The sequence below is a fragment of the Bradyrhizobium sp. S3.12.5 genome, from assembly GCF_040548225.1.
In the GTDB taxonomy this organism is placed as follows: domain Bacteria; phylum Pseudomonadota; class Alphaproteobacteria; order Rhizobiales; family Xanthobacteraceae; genus Bradyrhizobium; species Bradyrhizobium cytisi.
In genome coordinates, this window is the sequence record NZ_JBEPRF010000005.1 from 287,958 (window position 1) to 304,370 (window position 16,413).

The 16,413-nt window shown below is 63.7% G+C and carries 14 protein-coding genes; 7 read left to right on the forward strand and 7 right to left on the reverse strand.

Annotation, left to right across the window (positions count from 1 at the left end; translation table 11 throughout):
* Positions 1–12: 12 nt before the first annotated feature.
* Entirely contained in the window at positions 13–516 is a 504-nt protein-coding gene (locus ABIC09_RS09355) for a GNAT family N-acetyltransferase (RefSeq protein WP_354109078.1), read from the reverse strand.
* Positions 517–659: 143 nt separating this feature from the next.
* On the opposite strand from ABIC09_RS09355, the gene ABIC09_RS09360 reads away from it, so the two are divergent.
* Positions 660–1,049 (forward strand): COG4315 family predicted lipoprotein, encoded by a 390-nt coding sequence (locus ABIC09_RS09360; protein ID WP_187435029.1) that lies wholly within the window; start codon positions 660–662, stop codon positions 1,047–1,049.
* Positions 1,050–1,513: 464 nt separating this feature from the next.
* Positions 1,514–1,999: a phasin gene (locus tag ABIC09_RS09365; protein WP_148752894.1), complete on the forward strand. Its 486-nt coding sequence runs from the start codon at positions 1,514–1,516 to the stop codon at positions 1,997–1,999.
* 278 nt (positions 2,000–2,277) lie between these two features.
* Here the strand turns inward: ABIC09_RS09365 and ABIC09_RS09370 are convergent, their stop codons facing one another.
* The gene (locus ABIC09_RS09370) at positions 2,278–3,069 is read right to left on the reverse strand and encodes a Crp/Fnr family transcriptional regulator (protein WP_148752896.1); all 792 of its coding nucleotides are present in this window, start codon (positions 3,067–3,069) and stop codon (positions 2,278–2,280) included.
* Between the two features lie 142 nt (positions 3,070–3,211).
* Positions 3,212–3,766, reverse strand: a complete 555-nt coding sequence (locus tag ABIC09_RS09375; protein ID WP_148752897.1) for a PAS domain-containing protein — start codon at positions 3,764–3,766, stop codon at positions 3,212–3,214.
* Positions 3,767–4,301: 535 nt separating this feature from the next.
* Here ABIC09_RS09375 and ABIC09_RS09380 point away from each other — a divergent pair.
* Both ABIC09_RS09380 and ABIC09_RS09385 read left to right on the forward strand, forming a co-directional pair.
* Complete coding sequence (locus tag ABIC09_RS09380; RefSeq protein ID WP_354109079.1) at positions 4,302–5,108, forward strand: rhomboid family intramembrane serine protease; 807 nt, start codon at positions 4,302–4,304, stop codon at positions 5,106–5,108.
* A gap of 188 nt (positions 5,109–5,296) precedes the next feature.
* Positions 5,297–5,725, forward strand: a complete 429-nt coding sequence (locus ABIC09_RS09385; protein WP_148750137.1) for a CBS domain-containing protein — start codon at positions 5,297–5,299, stop codon at positions 5,723–5,725.
* Between the two features lie 19 nt (positions 5,726–5,744).
* Here the strand turns inward: ABIC09_RS09385 and ABIC09_RS09390 are convergent, their stop codons facing one another.
* A complete protein-coding gene (locus ABIC09_RS09390) occupies positions 5,745–6,773 on the reverse strand; it encodes a patatin-like phospholipase family protein (RefSeq protein WP_354083804.1) in 1,029 nt (342 codons plus the stop codon).
* Positions 6,774–7,007: 234 nt separating this feature from the next.
* On the opposite strand from ABIC09_RS09390, the gene ABIC09_RS09395 reads away from it, so the two are divergent.
* The 3 genes from ABIC09_RS09395 (at position 7,008) to ABIC09_RS09405 (ending at position 12,218) form a co-directional block, all read left to right on the forward strand.
* Positions 7,008–8,081 carry an RgsD C-terminal domain-containing protein gene (locus ABIC09_RS09395; RefSeq protein ID WP_354109080.1) on the forward strand — a complete coding sequence of 358 codons (1,074 nt, stop codon included), beginning with the start codon at positions 7,008–7,010 and terminating at the stop codon, positions 8,079–8,081.
* Between the two features lie 280 nt (positions 8,082–8,361).
* Entirely contained in the window at positions 8,362–8,640 is a 279-nt protein-coding gene (locus ABIC09_RS09400) for a hypothetical protein (RefSeq protein ID WP_430640161.1), read from the forward strand.
* Positions 8,641–9,755: 1,115 nt separating this feature from the next.
* Positions 9,756–12,218 carry a putative bifunctional diguanylate cyclase/phosphodiesterase gene (locus tag ABIC09_RS09405; RefSeq protein ID WP_354109081.1) on the forward strand — a complete coding sequence of 821 codons (2,463 nt, stop codon included), beginning with the start codon at positions 9,756–9,758 and terminating at the stop codon, positions 12,216–12,218.
* Here ABIC09_RS09405 and ABIC09_RS09410 read toward each other — a convergent pair.
* The 3 genes from ABIC09_RS09410 to thrS form a co-directional block, all read right to left on the reverse strand.
* Positions 12,204–13,472, reverse strand: a complete 1,269-nt coding sequence (locus tag ABIC09_RS09410; protein WP_354109082.1) for a serine hydrolase domain-containing protein — start codon at positions 13,470–13,472, stop codon at positions 12,204–12,206. The genes ABIC09_RS09405 and ABIC09_RS09410 overlap by 15 nt on opposite strands.
* A gap of 63 nt (positions 13,473–13,535) precedes the next feature.
* Positions 13,536–14,099, reverse strand: coding sequence for a nitroreductase family protein (locus ABIC09_RS09415; protein ID WP_354037272.1), 564 nt, complete (start codon positions 14,097–14,099; stop codon positions 13,536–13,538).
* A 93-nt stretch (positions 14,100–14,192) separates the two neighbouring features.
* A complete protein-coding gene (thrS, locus tag ABIC09_RS09420) occupies positions 14,193–16,274 on the reverse strand; it encodes a threonine--tRNA ligase (RefSeq protein ID WP_354109083.1) in 2,082 nt (693 codons plus the stop codon).
* Positions 16,275–16,413 lie beyond the last annotated feature (139 nt).

Genomic DNA, 16,413 nt, shown 5'->3' on the forward strand with positions numbered 1-16,413 from the left:
CGGGGAAGGGGGCTATCGGGTGAGCCCGCGCAGCATGTAGGTCGCGCTCGCGCCATAGGACGAGAGTTTGTCGCGCAGCGCCGCATCCGGTGCAACGCCCTGGAAACCGAGACGCTCCCACAGTGGTTGCGTGCCGTAGACCGAGACCAGCGCAAGCGTTGTGATGCCTGACGATCGCGCCAGCTCTTCGATCTCTGCGAGATAAGCGCGCGCCACGCCGCCGCGGAAATCGGGCGGCACCGCGACATCGTGCACATAGAGACAGTCTGCAGCATCGGGCAACCGGTCGAGGAACCCGTCGAGCGGCGGAATCTGTTGCTGAATCCAGGGATGCGCGAGGCCGTAGCCTGCGATCTCGTTGCCTGCAGCGAGCACGCAACAGCCGTCCGGATAGAGCCGCATCTTTTCCGCGAATACTTCCGGGCGCTCGGGGAGATCAGGATGGATTCGTGCCGCGATCGCGCTGATCGCGGCGAGGTCTTCGGCGTGCGCGCGGCGCCAATGCGGCTTGCTCATCCCGATTGTTCCGTATCAACCATCGCAGTTTATTCCGCCGCGCCGATGTGCGCAGCCAAAAATATCTTTGCGCCATTGTGAGGAATACCGCACGCGGTGCGGCGTCCTACCCATGCGAACCAATTGCATGACAGGAGGACACCATGACGACATCTTCGATCCGCCTCGCGCTCACGCTCCTCGCGTCGCTCGCGATGACCTCGGCTGCCTTCGCGGCGCCGCCGGCCAAGACCGGCAAGACCGACAAGGGCAACGTGCTCACCGACGCCAAGGGCATGTCGCTCTACACCTTCGACAAGGACATGGAAGGCAAGTCGGCCTGCAATGGACCGTGTGCGACAAACTGGCCGGCGCTGAAAGCCGAGGCCAGCGATGCAGCCGGTGACGGCTACACCATCATCACGCGCGACGACGGCTCCAAGCAGTGGGCCCATAACGGCAAGCCGCTCTACACTTTCGCCAAGGACACCAAGCCCGGCGACGTCACCGGCGATGGTTTCCTGAACGGGGCTTGGCATCTGGCAATGCCGTGAGCGAGTGCGCTTCCGTCGCCACCTAGACGGCGAGGGCTGGCCGAAACGCGAGAAGCATCGTCGTATGCGCGGGTGCCGTGCAACTCCGGCCGGTTGCGCTAGCGGTAGAACGTTCCGGCAGGCTCAAGCGGCTCTCGGGATCGACGCCTCTCGATAGCTCGATAGTTTGCCGGCACTGATCTCAAGTTGGTGCGCAAAATTGTAGCAACTTTAGAGACGCAGGATTCGCTCTGCGCCGCCGCGTCGCACTAATCGAATTATTTCGAATTGAGAGTCAGAAAGCGAACCGAAGCATCGACTTTCGTCGGTCATAGTTGGCTCCGGCGGGGGCGAGAGCGGCATGTCCGCAGCAGCAACCCACCATCGTGAAAGCAGGGGCACTGATGTCCCGGTGCTGTACGCATCTGGACGCGTCGGGGAGTCTTCAATCCATTATCTGGTTTCGCTTGAAAGGATGAAAGCCCGTGAGTGATGTCAATGTGAAAGCCGAAACGAATGCCGCCCCGCTGAATGGGACGGCGAACGGAACTACAGACCTCAAGTTCGACATGCCGTTTTTCAACATCCAGGCGATGCTCGGCGATCTCACCGCGCCGGCGGCAACACGGGCCAAGGCAAATTTCGAGCAGATGAAGACGACTTCCGAGCAGATCACCGCGGCCCTTTGCGACGCCTGTTCGACCAATGCCAGGCGTGCCGCCGATTACGGCACCAAGGTCATCGAGATATCCAATGCCAATACCAGCTCCGTGCTGGAATTTTTCTCCCAGCTTGCGGATGCGAGGTCGTTTGCGGACCTCGTCAGTCTCTCCACCGCCCACGGTCGCAAGACCTTTGAAGCGGCTTCCGCCCAAAATCGGGAGCTTTGGGATCTGGCCCAGAAGGTCGCGACCGAGACGGCCGAGCCGATCAAGAACAGCTTCAACCGGGTTCTGCACAGGGCTGCTTGAATCGAAGCGACCGGCCACGTGGATCGGCTGGACGAGCGTCTTCGCGAGAAGAGGCGCCGTCCAGCCGAGGACGGTCAGCCTTGCCGCGAGGTGATGCCGAGCTAGAGGGAAGCCAAGATGGGTATGGTGATGATCAAATGCCCGGAAACGGGCAGCGCAATTCCGACAGGCATCGAGATGGATGGCGAAAGATTTCGCTCCAGTACGGTGTTCTTTTCGCGCACCTATTGCCGGATGTGCGCGGCGACGCACGAGTGGTTCGCCCGAGAGGCATGGGTCTATGAATCGGCCTTGGCGAACGGGAGGTCCGGGGGCGGGCAGCCATACCGCGCCGGCGCGGCGTGAAGGAGCCTTGACGCATCCTGCGACACGATCCGATCGATCCTGCGGCTCATCACCTTGTAGCATTCGCAAGCGACGATCTCGAGCCGTCGCTTGTCGATTTCGAGCTGACCGCGCCGATTGGATTTGATGGCCCTTGATGTTCGAAGTGCGCTCACGACGCGCGTGACCGTGGGGCGCCGAACGCCGAGCAATTCCGACAGCGTCTCCTGGGTCAAGGGCAGCACGTCACCGCCGCCCGTCCGGTCGTGAATGTGAAGCAGCCAGCGAGCGAGGCGCGCTTCGACGGAATGCAGCGCGTTGCAGGCCGCGACGTGCAGGAATTGCGTCATCATCGCCCTGGTGACAATCTGAACCGCGCTTGCAATGGCCGGACTGCGTTCGAGCGCTGCTTGGAATCGCGCGGGCGAGATTTGTAGTGCGGTCCCGGCCACGCGGACAACCGCCGTCAGGGGGGATCGGACCGGACCGAGCGCCGTCATGAGTCCGATGACGCCGTCGTTGCCGATCACCGCGGTTGCGGCCGTCTGTCCGTTCGGCAACTCCATGATGAGGGCAATTGCGCCGCTACAGGGGAAGTAGAGGTGTTCGATCCGGTCGGCCGATCGAACGAGGACTGCGTCGTGCTCGATCGGTACTTTTCGCAAATGCGGTGCAAGCAAAGCGAAGTCGGCCGACGGTAACGCAGCTAGCAGGCGATTACCAACTCTGGTCGCGTGCTCCATCACGGGAATCGCCCCTCGACGGACGCTCGACGGCGAGCAAACGCATCGTCACCGGCCGAGCCGCGTTACCGCGAACTCGCTTGGCACGGCAAACGGACAAACGTGGTTCAGCCGGTAAGGTTCCAATGACGGAGCGTAAGCGCCCCTAACGAAGCCCCTCATACACTATCAGCCCGCGTGCGACCTGCAATTTGCGGATCGCGCGCGGCAGCAATTTCTCCGGCTGGTGCAGATAGCGCCACGAGGTGACGGTGAAGGCGGAAAGCGCGCCGCATTCGTCGTCAAACGGCGCAAGCACGCCGGTGACGCTGACCGGCGTGTGCGGGCGAGCGTTGAAGGGCAGCAGCAGCAGCTCGAGATGGGCCTTGCTACCGTCCTCGCGCGTGGCCGTGATGCCGGCAATGGCGCCGAGCGTCTCGTCGGCGACGATGGTCGCGATTTCCTCGATCTCGCTGCGGCAGCCTTCCGTGAACAGCGCGGCGAAGCTCTGGTCCTTGAGATCGAGGCCTGCGAGCGCGCAGACGCGGGTGCCGGCGACGCGGAACGGAAAGCCGAGCTTCGGCTCGCAGGACAGGACGAAGATGTCGCCGAGCAGCTCGCGCACGGCGGCCGGGTCGATATCGGCCCGATCAGGGGCTCGCGCGCTGCCGCGCTTCTTGTCCCAATACGCAAAGAACGCGCGGTTCGACGGATGTTTCATGACTGACGCTTACCCCTCGGCGCAACCTCATGGGACAAACCTGTCCCGCTTCAGTGCACCTGAGATCCCTGTGTTGTTGTGCAGGAGGGGAATTGCAGCGTCCATGCCGCGGGGGCGTTTTTGGCCTCGCGCGGGCCGCCTTTGCGTCGTTAACGTTAAATTAACTATGCGCTTTGCGTTCGTCCCGCGGCTGCTAAGGTGATCGCGGTCGCAAGCCTCGTCGCTTTCTTCCAGGTTCTCGGCGAGGTCTGTACACGGGCGTCAAGCAGTTTGGTCACTGGCCGCGGGGAGGGGTGGGGATACTCCTTGTTCCTCTGCGGCATGATCCGGAAAAGTGCGTAGCGGTTTTCCGGCAAGATCATGCCCAAACAACAACCTAAAGTGCGGTGACGCGCTTTAGGGGCCGGCAAGATCGACACGGATGGGGAGGGCTTTCCCAGGGCTCTCCCTTTTCCTTTTGTGCACTTGCGCAAGCCCGGTAAAGGCGACTATCTCCAAGCCTGTTGCTTCGATCGCGCCTGAAAGCGAAACCGCCTTGGATTCCCCGTCACCACCGTCAGACCAACCGGTCGTCGTCGAAGAGGCCCCGCGCGAGCCGATCCTGACGCTGCCACTGGCGCTGACGGCCTATGTCGTCCTGCTGGCGGCTATCCATCTGCGGGTGCTGTTGCCGCCGGAGCTGGAGAACTGGACCATCGACGTCTTCGGCTTCATCCCGAAGCGCTACGATTCCTCGCTGGTCAATTTGCAATTCGAGGGCGGCGCGGGTGCCAAGGTCTGGACCTTCTTCACCTATTCGCTGCTGCACGCCAATCTCACCCATCTCGCCTTCAACGTGCTGTGGCTGCTGCCGTTCGGCAGCGCGCTGGCGCGGCGCTTCGGCGCGGTGCGCTTCTTTGTGTTCCTGGCGGTGACGGCCGCCGCCGGTGCGCTCGCCCATCTCGTCACCCATGAGCACGCGGTGGTGCCGATGATCGGCGCCTCGGCCTCGGTGTCGGGCGCGATGGCGGCCGCGATCCGGTTCGCCTTCGTGCGGGGCAGCTTCCTGTCGTTCAGCCGTTCGGATGCCGATAGCGCCGCAAAGGTTCCGGCGCTGCCGTTGTTGCAGGCCCTGCGGGACCGGCGCATCGTCGGCTTCCTGGGAGTGTGGTTCGCCCTCAACATCGTCTTCGGCGTCGGCGCCATTGGCGTCGAAAGCGACAGCGCGGGCGTCGCCTGGGAGGCGCATATCGGCGGCTTCTTCGCGGGGCTGTTGCTGTTCGCGCTGTTCGATCCCGTGCCGCGCGTGCGAAAAGATGATGCTGCGGATGCGTCGTCACAGGACATTTCAAGCGGTATTTGAAGCGGCGCTTGCGGCGCGGCCCGAATTCATCCATCATTCCCGGGAAGAATGTTCCGAAGCGACAAGCCCGTAGAGGCGATGCTTCGCGAAGCGCCTGAACGTGAAGCCGGCGCTGAAACTGTTAGTCGAAGACTCACGATCAAGTCCGGACCGCACCAAGCGGACGGATCCGATTCAGGGAGGCGACAATGACGGTACGTACTATTCTCAATACCAAGGGCCACCAGATCGTGAGCGTCGAGCCCGACGCAAAACTGGCTGCCGCGGTCAAGCTGCTCGCCGAAAAAAAGATCGGTGCGGTGCTGGTGATGAACCAGAGCCGGCTCGAGGGCATCCTGTCGGAGCGCGACATCGTGCGCGTGCTCGGTGAGCGCGGTGCGGGCGTGCTGGAAGAGCCGGTGAGCCAGGTCATGACCCGCAAGGTCGTCGCGTGCAAGGAGACCGACACGGTCGCCGAGCTCATGGAGATGATGACCACCGGCAAGTTCCGCCACCTCCCGGTGCTGGACAACAACAAGGTGGTCGGGCTGATCTCGATCGGCGACATCGTCAAGCGCCGGGTCGAGGAATACGAGTCCGAGCAGGAAGCCCTGCGCGACTACATCAAGACGGCCTGAGCCGCCTTACTCGCCGGGCTTACTCCGCCGCCTTGGGCGCGGCACCTTCGGGCGCCGGCGCCAGCACGTCGATCGTCTCCTGGATCGACTCCAGCGCGCGTTCGGCGGCGCGGGTGCCGTGCGCGATCAGCTCCTCGGCACGATGGAAATCGAACCAGCCGTACTGGCCGACCCGAGGCGTGATCAGCAGGTCTGGCGGATCGCCGGCGAGCCGCGCGCGGGTGATGCGGTCCTGCATGATGTTGAAGGCATCCACCATCACCGAGGAGATGCCGGGACGACCGGCACTGCCGAAAAACTCGCGCTTGACGGTTCTCTCCGGCGAGAAGATGCGCGGAAAGCGCCGCTTGGCCGGAATTTCCTCAGTGACTGGAGCAACCGGCGCGGGCATCGCGCCGTGCTGATAGATCGTCGTCGAATGCGTGAAGATGTCGGTGGACAGATTGACCGCGATGACGATTTCGGCACCGAGCGCCCGTGCAGCCGAAACCGGCACCGGATTCACCAGCGCGCCGTCGACCAGCCAGCGGTCGCCGATCATCACGGGCGAGAAGATGCCGGGCAGCGCATAGGAGGCGCGCATCGCCTCGACCAGGCGCCCGCGCGTCAGCCAGATCTCGTGGCCGGTGCGGACCTCGGTCGCGACCGAGGCATACTTCATCGGGAGGTCCTCGATCATGGTCTGGCCGACCGCGTCCGCCAGCCGGCTTGCGAGCTTCTGGCCGCCGATCAGGCCCGAGCCGTCGAGGCGAATGTCGAGATAGCCGAGAATGTTGCGCACGCCCTGCAGGCTGCGCGCCCAGTCTTCCAAAGCGTCGAGCCGGCCGGCCGCGTAAGCGCCGCCGACCGCGGCGCCGATCGAGGTGCCGACCACGACATCGGGCACGATGCCGTTGGCCAGCAGCGTCCTTATGATACCGATATGGGCAAAGCCGCGCGCCGCGCCGCCTCCGAGTGCGAGGCCGATGACCGGCTTGCGAATGCTGCCGAGGCCGACCTTCTCGCCATTTGCTCCGTTCACGCTCCGACCTCTCAAGATGTCCAGCACCGAAACTCTCCTATTCCGGGCCGTCCTCACTCCAGAGTAGGCGCCGCGCTTCCGCTCCGCCAGAAAGAGGGCAAAGCTTGGTTTATAGCGTTAGGGACGCTGGGGGCAGGAGTGTGGCGGAGGCCGATTGCCATTGATCTAATCACGCAGGCGTCAGCCGGGTTCCAAAGAACCTGTATTTCATGGGATTTCAGAGGCTTGAATTTGCCGCGTTTTCGGTGAAAAGCAGGAGACATGACTCTCGGGGGTGACGGCATCATCGGATGGCGGCGCGGCGGCAGGCTGCTGCCGGCGCTTGTTCTTGCTGCGTGCCTCGGTTTCCTCGGGCAGAATGCCGCGCAGGCCCAGCTTTTCTCGGACCGGCCGCCGCCGGTGCCCCCGGCTTCGGTGCCCGATCCCGGCGGCGCCGTCAGCCTGGCGCCGCCCTCCGGTCCGGGCGCCGGCCCTCTGAGCCTGCCGCCGACTCTGACGCAGCCGAATACGCCGAGCATGCCGCCGCCTGCGGTGACGACGGTGCCGCCGGCCGCCCCGCTCAATGCGGCCGCGCCCGGGCAGGCTGTGCTGTCGCTGAGTGCCAAATACGGCAAGGACACGCCAGCGATCACCAGTGGCCTGGTGTGGCGGGTGTTTGCCGACCGGCCCGACGAGAACGGCACCTTCAAGCTGATCCGCGAGGATCGCAACCCGACGCCCAACATCGTGCTGCCGCCGGGCAATTACGTCGTGCACGTCGCCTTCGGCCTCGTCAGCGCGGTGCGTACCGTCAGCCTGAAGGCCGAGACCGATCGCGAATCCTTCGTGCTGCCAGCCGGCGGCCTCCGCATCGAGGGTCGCGTCGGCACCAGCCGGATTCCGCTGAACCAGATCTCGTTCGCGATCTACAAGGGCAGCCAGTTCGAATCCGGCGAGCGCGCCTCGCTGGTGCCGAACGTCGCCGCCGGCGACGTCGTGCTGCTGCCGGAAGGCACCTACTACATCATCTCCAATTACGGCGACGCCAACTCGGTGGTGCGCTCGGACATCCGCGTCCAGGCCGGCAAGCTCACCGACGTCACCATCACCCACCGCGCCGCCGTGATCACGCTCAAGCTCGTCAGCGACAAGGGCGGCGAGGCGCTCGCCAATACCGCCTGGTCGGTGCTGACGCCCGGCGGCGACGTCATCAAGGAATCGATCGGCGCCTTCCCCCGCGTCGTGCTCTCCGAAGGCGAATACCGCGCCATCGCCAAGAACGAAGGCAAGGTCTACGAGCGCGGTTTTAACGTCGTCAACGGCGTCGACGGCGAGGTCGAAGTCGTCGCGCGCTGATCTTTCGCCTCGCCCCGCTTAGCGATTTTCCGCAACATCGTACCGCGCTTCTCATCGAGCGCACGCAAAGCCAATCAGGCGCTGGTCGCCCGGTGAGCGTCCGCTTACCGGGCATTTCCGTCCTGTGTATCGCTGCAAGCGTACCCAAGCTCCGCCGCGGAGGGATAAGAAAACACCGGCGGCATCGGCTTATTCCGGGCTCGGTGCGACTTCGTCATAACGGTGCAAGATACGTATTTCCGATAATCAATTTCATTCGCTTTCCATCCTGCTGGGTTATATGTCGGCTATCCGTCAAAAGGGGGAGGCCGGGGCAGGCTTGTATGCCAGCACCGGCAAGGAGCAGGGGACCAAGCGCGTCGGCATGTTCGAAGTGATCCTCACCAGGCGCAAGCGGTTCGGTTGGCGGTGGCAGGTCTGCGACCAGTCCGGCAAGATATTCGCCGATGGCTTCGAGCGCACGCGGCCGTCCGCCAAATATTATGGCGAGCGCGCGCTGTTCTTCCTGTTGTCGCAGGCTTATTTGCATAACCGCTCCGCGGCTGCGAGCGAGGATTAGCGGCGCTCGGCAGGCGTTTGGCGCGGCTGCGCGCATTGCCGGATCCGGTGATCGAGCGGTTGGCAGGGCGATCCGGCGACAATCCCTTGCGTTGCCCGACGGGCAAAACACCCAAACCCTCGGTCAATCCGCACCGTCAAAAATATGCCACTTTACCGAAATTCGGAAACGGCGTATGTGTCGTGCAACCCGGCCCAAGGAAGAGGGGCGTATCGCGATCGTCACGAACGCGGGTCGGATGGCGGTGGACGTGGGTCACGTCGGCGCGAAGGGTTTTGCAGGGCGGGCAACCGTGAGCGAAGGCCTCGCGCATACGACCGGTGTGATCCGCGTACGGCAAAATCGTGTGGTCCTGGCGCCCGGAGTCTGTTGCGCCAAGGCTCGCGGTGATGCGTGTGGCCCAACCGGGCCCTCACATCAGTCATCCGCGAGGCGACGGGGGCAATAGTGCATCGCTCCCCGGGGAGAGCACGACATAAGCCGTAAAGCCACTGCGCAGGGAAGGCCGGATGTTTGGCTTCACCTGTATGCCGCTGTGCAGATTTTTATAGCGCAATCATCGCACAGTGGACCGCGGGTGCCAGCCGGCACTCGGTCTTCCCTGCGCCCTCTTTCAATTGAGGGCAAGGCGACGAAGCAAAGCTCGGGCGAAATGAGCCGCGAGGATGCGAAGGCGTGTCTAACGTCGAGCAAAGGTCTCGTGCCCCGGACGCTGCGCAGCGCTCCTTCAGCGGTGCGCTGCAGAGCCGGGGCCCATGCATCAGCGAGTACGCGGCCTGCTGGGTCCCGGCTCTGCGCAGCAGCGTACGAACGCTGCAGCGCGTCCGGGACACGAGAGACGTGGATGCCGCTACTCCACCCTCCGTCATTGCGAGCGCAGCGAGGCAATCCAGAGTCTTGCCGCAGATACATTTCTGGATTGCTTCGCTGCGCTCGCAATGACGACGTAGCGACACATCGCGTTTTACACGACCGTCATAGTCTCTAATACCCACTAACCATCGCCCGACTTAAAACTGTCATAATCGCCGAATGGAACCTGCATCCGCGCGCTTTTTACAAGCCATTAAGCGGGGTTGCATTGGATGCGGCGTGAAAGTGCGTTGGGGACTGCAATGAGTGCCGCGAAGAAGATGCCGGGCAAAGCGGCAACCGAAATGTTCGATGACATCCCGGTGCTTCAGCGCAAATGGCGTGCCGCGTTGAAGCCGGGCGACCGGCTGCCGCGCTATGAGGACGTGATGCTGGGCAGCCTCGGACGGCTCGCCGACCACATCGCACTGCTCAAGGGCGACGATGTGCTCGAGCTGTCGCGCAGCGGTCGTTACGTGCAGAAATGGCTCGGCGAGGAGCGCTGGGACATTCCGCTCGCTGAGCTGTCGCCGGATTGCGCCACCGCGCTGTCGGAGGCGGTGGCAAGCGCGCTCAGGAACGGACAGCCGCACCAGGCCAGCGCCCATTGCGTGCGCGACGGCATGGTCCGGACCTACGATGTGCTGGCATTGCCGACGGCCTCGCGCTGGGGCGCGACGCTGGTCGGCGCCTATGTCAACGAACGCGGCGCGCAATACAATCTGCTCGACGCGATCTTCTCGTCGACCGATGATGCGGTGGTGTCGCTGGCGACCCTGCGCGACGCCGACGGCGCGCCGTTCGATCTGCAGGTCGTACACCACAACAAGAGCGCCAGGCTGCTGCTGAAGGTCGCAAGCGGAAGTCTGCTGTGGCGGCGGATCGGTGAGGGCAGCACGCTGCTGGCCTCGGCCGAGATCATGACGTTTCTGCTCAAGGCCGTCTCCGGCGGCCGCGGCGAGCAGCTCGAGATCGAGCACGAGGGCCGTTATCTCCGGCTCAGCGCCACCGCCTTCGCCGACGTGGTCTCGCTGACGATCTCGGATGTCACTGCGCTGAAGCGCCGCGACGCCTCGTTCCGCCTGCTGTTCGACAACAACCCGATGCCGATGTGGGTGTTCGACGCCGACACCAAGCAGTTCCTTGGCGTCAACGACGCCGCGGTCCAGCATTACGGCTACAGCCGCACCGCGTTCCTGCGCATGAAGCTGCACGAGATCTGGCCCGAGGACGAATGGGACAGCCACGCCGAGGCGCTCGGGCGCATCGGCGACACCTATCATTCTTCGCGCAACTGGCGCCATCTGCGCGCCGACGGCAGCGAGATCGAGGTGCTGACCTTCGGCCGCCGCGTCGCCTTCGACGATCGCGACGGCTATCTGGTCGCGGTCGTCGACATCACCGAGCGGCGCAAGGCCGAGGCGCGGATCGCGCACATGGCCCATCATGACGGGCTCACCGATCTCCCGAACCGCGAATATTTTCAGGAGCGCCTGAAGCAGGCGCTCGACCAGGCCGTCGGCAAGCGCGTCGGCGTGCTCTATATCGACCTCGACCTGTTCAAGAACATCAACGATTCCTTCGGGCATCCGGCGGGCGACCGCCTGCTCAAGGAGGTAGCCGAACGCCTGACCAATGCGGTCCGCGGCGCCAATCTCGCAGCAAGGCTTGGCGGTGACGAGTTCGCCGTGATCCTTGCGGTGGACGTTTCGCCGAACGAAGCCAGCGCCTGTGCGACCTTGCTGATCGACATGCTGAAGGCGCCCTACGACATCGACGGCCAGGAGATGGTGATCGGCGCCAGCATCGGCATCGCACTGTCGCCGGGCGACGGCGTAACGTCGGAGGAGTTGATGCGCAACGCCGACATGGCGCTGTACCGGGCGAAGTCCGACGGTGGCGGCGTGCACCATTTCTTCGAGCGCGAGATGGATCTCCAGGCGCAGAAGCGCCGCGACATGGAGCTCGATCTGCGCCGCGCGTTTGCCAATGGCGAGTTCGAGCTGCACTACCAGCCGCTGGTCTCGATCGCCTCTGACCGCATCTCCGGCTTCGAGTCGCTGCTGCGCTGGCATCATCCCGATAAGGGAATGATCTCGCCGGCGGAGTTCATTCCGGTCGCGGAGGACATCGGCCTGATCACCCAGCTCGGCGAGTGGGTGCTACGCGAGGCCTGTGCCGAAGCGGTGAAGTGGCCTGTTGAGGTCAAGGTCGCGGTCAATCTGTCGCCGGCGCAATTCCGCAGCCGCAACCTGGTTCAGGTGGTGATCTCGGCGCTGGCGCAATCCGGCTTGTCGCCGAAGCGGCTCGAGCTGGAGATCACCGAGTCGATCTTCCTCGCCGAGACCGACGCCAATCTCGCCACGCTGCATCAATTGCGCGAGCTCGGTGTCAGCATTTCCATGGATGATTTCGGCACCGGCTATTCCAGCCTCAGCTATCTCCGCAGCTTCCCGTTCGACAAGATCAAGATCGACCGCTCCTTCGTGAAGGATCTGGCGCAACGTCCCGACTGCGTCGCGATCGTGCGCGCGATCTCCGGGCTTGGGCGCAGCCTCAACATCACCACGACCGCGGAGGGCGTCGAAACCAAGGATCAGCTGGACTGGCTGCGGGCCGAAGGCTGCAACGAGGTACAGGGCTTTCTGTTCAGCGCGGCGCGGCCGGCGGCTGAGATCGGAAAGCTGCTGGCTGATTTCGGCCAGCACGCATCACGGGCGGCGTAGCTCTTCGGGGTAGCAGTCGTAGACCAGCGCCTTGAACGCCGGCGTGATGCGGCCGCGCTCGTTCTGGGTCTGCTGCATCAGCACGTAGACCATGTCGAGCTTGGGATCGACGCCGAAATAGGTGCCGCTGCCACTGTCCCATTTCAATTCACCGATCGATCCCGGCGGCGGCGGCTTTGCGTTGCCGGGATCGGTGCGCACAGCGAGACCATAGCCATAACCAAAGCCGTCACCAGGGAAATAGAAATAGTCGCGGCCGACGCCGGAGCCTGGGCCTATCTGGTCGGTGGTCATGTCCTTGAAGGCGGCCGGGCTGAGATAGCGCTTGCCATCGAACTCGCCGCCGTTGAGCAGCATTTGCGAGAAGCGCAGATAGTCGGTGACGGTCGAAAGCAGACCGCCGCCGCCGGATTGCCATTCCGGATGGTCGAGACGCTCGCGCTCGGCATCGAGCAGGATCTGGTCGGTCGGCAACGGCCGCGCCATGTGTTCGAGCTCGTCAGGCGTCGTCAGCACGAATTTGGTGCTGGTCATGCCGAGCGGATCGAAGATGCGCTGCTTCAGGGCGTCGTACAGGGTCTGCCTGGTGATGATTTCGATGACGCTGCCGAGCACGTCGGTGGAATGACCGTAGCGCCACAGCGTTCCCGGCTGGCGCGCCAGCGGCAGCTTGGCGATGCGCTCGGCGAATTCCCTGTTGTTGAAGGGGCCCTCGAAGATGTTGGCCGCCTTGTAGGCGAGCTCGACCCATTTGCCGCCGATATAATCGTAGCTGATGCCCGAGGTGTGCCGCATCAGGTCCCGGATCGTCACCGGGTGGATCGGCGGCACCAGGTCGAGCGCCAGCGAGCCGTCGGGCTTGGTGACCTCGAGTCCCACCTTCGTGCCCGCGAACAGGGGGATGTATTTCGACACGGGATCGGTGAGCGCGAGCTTGCCCTCGTCGATCAGCATCATTGCAAGCACGCTGGTGATCGGCTTGGTCATGGAATGGATGGCGAAGATCGTGTCCGGCGTCATGGAGAGCCGTGTCCTGACGTCGCGCACGCCGAACATCTTGAAATAGACCGGCTTGCCGTGCTGCTGGATCAGGACGATCGCTCCCGGCAATCGGCCGGTGGTCACCTCGTTTTCGAAGAACGCCGTGATGCGTCGCAGCCCGTCTGTGGAGGGGGCGGGGACGCCGCTGGCGCGGCTCCGGGCCATCGTGCCGGCCAGCATCGCGGCCCCGACCAGAAATTCACGACGCTTCATCCGGGCTTCCTCCCCCGCCGGGAACAAAGCCGCAAGACGTCCGATGCGTCAACAAGACTTCGATTAAAAACGCGTCACGATTTCGGAAAGGACCGGTCGCGGACGATCCTCGCTCGGCTTGGTTGGCGTGCCGATGTGGACGAGGCCGGCGAGCTTTTCGTCCGCCTTGAGGCCAAGGCCGTCCAGCACATCGCGATCGAAGGAGAACCAGCCGGTCAGCCAGCAGGCGCCGTAGCCGAGCGCGGTCGCGGCCGTGACGATGTTCATGACGCTGGCGCCTGCCGACAGTTCCTGCTCCCACGCCGGCACTTTCGGATGCGGCTTGGTGAGGCTGACGATGCCGATCACCAGCGGCGCATCGGTGAGGCGCTTGCGCTCGGTCTCGATGTCGGCTGTGGGGGCGCCGGGATTCTTCCGCGCAAAGACCTTGGCGATCACCTCGCCGGCGCGCTGGCGGGCATCGCCTTCGAAAATGATGAAGCGCCAGGGCGCGAGCTTGCCATGATCGGGCACCCGTGCGCCGATGGTCAAAATGGTATCGAGCTCGCCCGGCGAGGGGCCTGGTCCGGTCATCTCGCGCGGCTTGACCGAGCGGCGGGTCTTGAGGAGTTCGATGGCGTCGGGCACTGCAATTACCTCATCGGCTGGTCGTCGGGCGTGCAGTCCTCACATAGGAACGCACGCCCGCAACCGAAAGCGAGTTTAGATCGATTTCAGGGATCAGGCCGGCTCGCGCATCCGCCGGACATCCGGCGGGGTCGCCTCGTCGACCAGGGCGGCGATTGCCTCCGCGGTCGTCATCACCTTCTGCCCGTCGCTGCCAAGCCGGCGGACCGAGACCGAATGCGTTTCGGCCTCTTTCTTGCCGACCACGAGCAGCGCCGGAATCTTGGCCAGCGAATGCTCGCGGACCTTGTAGTTGATCTTCTCGTTGCGCAGGTCGATCTCGACCCGAAGCCCTGCGCGCCGCGCCTGCTCCAGCACCTGCTTGGCGTACTCGTCGCCTTCCGAGGTGATGGTGGTGACCACCGCCTGCACCGGCGAGAGCCAGAGCGGGAAGTTGCCGGCATAGTGCTCGATCAGGATGCCGATATAGCGCTCCATCGAGCCGCAGATCGCGCGGTGCACCATGACAGGCGGTTTCTTGCCGCCGTCATGGTCGATGTAGAACGCGCCGAATCGTTCCGGCAGGTTGAAGTCGACCTGCGTGGTGCCGCATTGCCAGTCGCGGCCGATGGCGTCGCGCAGCACGTATTCGAACTTCGGCCCGTAGAAGGCGCCTTCGCCGGGATTGATCTCGGTCTTGATGTGATTGTTCTGCGCCTGGATCTCGCGCAGCACGGTGGCCATCACGCGCTCGGCGTGATCCCACATCGCATCGGTGCCGACGCGTTTCTCCGGTCGCGTGGAGAGCTTCACCGTGAGTTCGCCGGTAAAGCCGAAATCGGCATAGGTCGACAGGATCAGATCGTTGATCTTCAGGCACTCTTCGGCGAGCTGGTTCTCGGTGCAGAAGACGTGCGCATCATCCTGGGTAAAGCCGCGCACGCGCATCAGGCCGTGCATGGCGCCGGACGGCTCGTAGCGATGCACCACGCCGAACTCGGCGAGGCGCAAGGGCAGGTCGCGGTAGCTTTTCAGCCCATGCTTGAAGATCTGGACGTGACCTGGGCAGTTCATCGGCTTGAGCGCAAACCAGCGCTTGTCCTCGGCCTCGTCGCCGGCCGATTGCGCCGCGAACATGTTCTCGCGATACCAGCCCCAATGGCCGGAGGTCTCCCACAACGACTTGTCGAGGATCTGCGGCGCGTTGACCTCGTTGTAGTCGCCCGTCAGGCGTCGCCGCATATAGGCGATCAGCTGCTGGAAGATGGTCCAGCCCTTCGGGTGCCAGAACACGACGCCCGGACCTTCCTCCTGGAAATGGAAGAGGTCGAGCTCGCGCCCGAGCTTGCGATGATCGCGCTTCTCGGCTTCCTCGATCTGCTTGAGGTAAGCGTCGAGGTCTTCCTGCTTGGCGAAGGCCGTGCCGTAAATGCGGGTCAGCATCGGGTTGTTGGAATCGCCGCGCCAATAGGCGCCGGCCACCTTCATCAATTTGAAGGCGTTGCCGACCTTGCCGGTCGAGGTCATGTGCGGGCCGCGGCAGAGATCGAACCAGTCGCCCTGGTAATAGATCTTGATCGGCTCGGTTCCGGGAATGGCATCGACCAGCTCGACCTTGAACGCCTCGCCCTTGTCGCGAAACACCTGTTTTGTTTTTTCGCGATCCCAGACCTCTTTGGTGAAAGGCTTGTCGCGCGCGATGATCTCGCGCATCTTTTTTTCGATCGCGGCAAAATCTTCCGGCGTGAACGGCTCGTTGCGGAAGAAGTCGTAATAGAAACCGTTCTCGATCACCGGGCCGATGGTCACTTGCGTGCCGGGCCACAGCGACTGCACGGCCTCCGCCAGCACATGCGCGCAGTCGTGGCGGATCAGCTCGAGCGCGCGCGGATCATCGCGGTTGACGAGTTCGATCTTCGCATCGGCGTCGATCGGATCGTTGAGGTCGGCGAGCTCGCCGTCGAGCGCCATCGCCACCGTGCGCTTGGCCAGCGACGGCGAGATGCCCTTGGCGATCTCCATGCCGGTCGTGCTCTTGGCGTATTCGCGCCGGGCGCCATCGGGGAAGGTGAGGGTGATTTTTTCCGGCGGGGTCACGGGTCTCAGATTGCTGAGGCTGTACTGGAAGCCGGATTCGGACTTCGGTTGCTCGGACTTGGGTTGTTCGGACTTGGGGTCCTTGGGCTGGTCAGTCATTGCTTTTCTCCTGAGGCTCACTCCTGCGAACGAGCGCAGGTAAGCGGGAACGAGCGATATATCAGGCGATTCGGCCTGTGCAATCCGGCAATTCCAAGAAAGTGGCGCGCAAAAGCCGGGGCGGTGCTCCAACTATTTC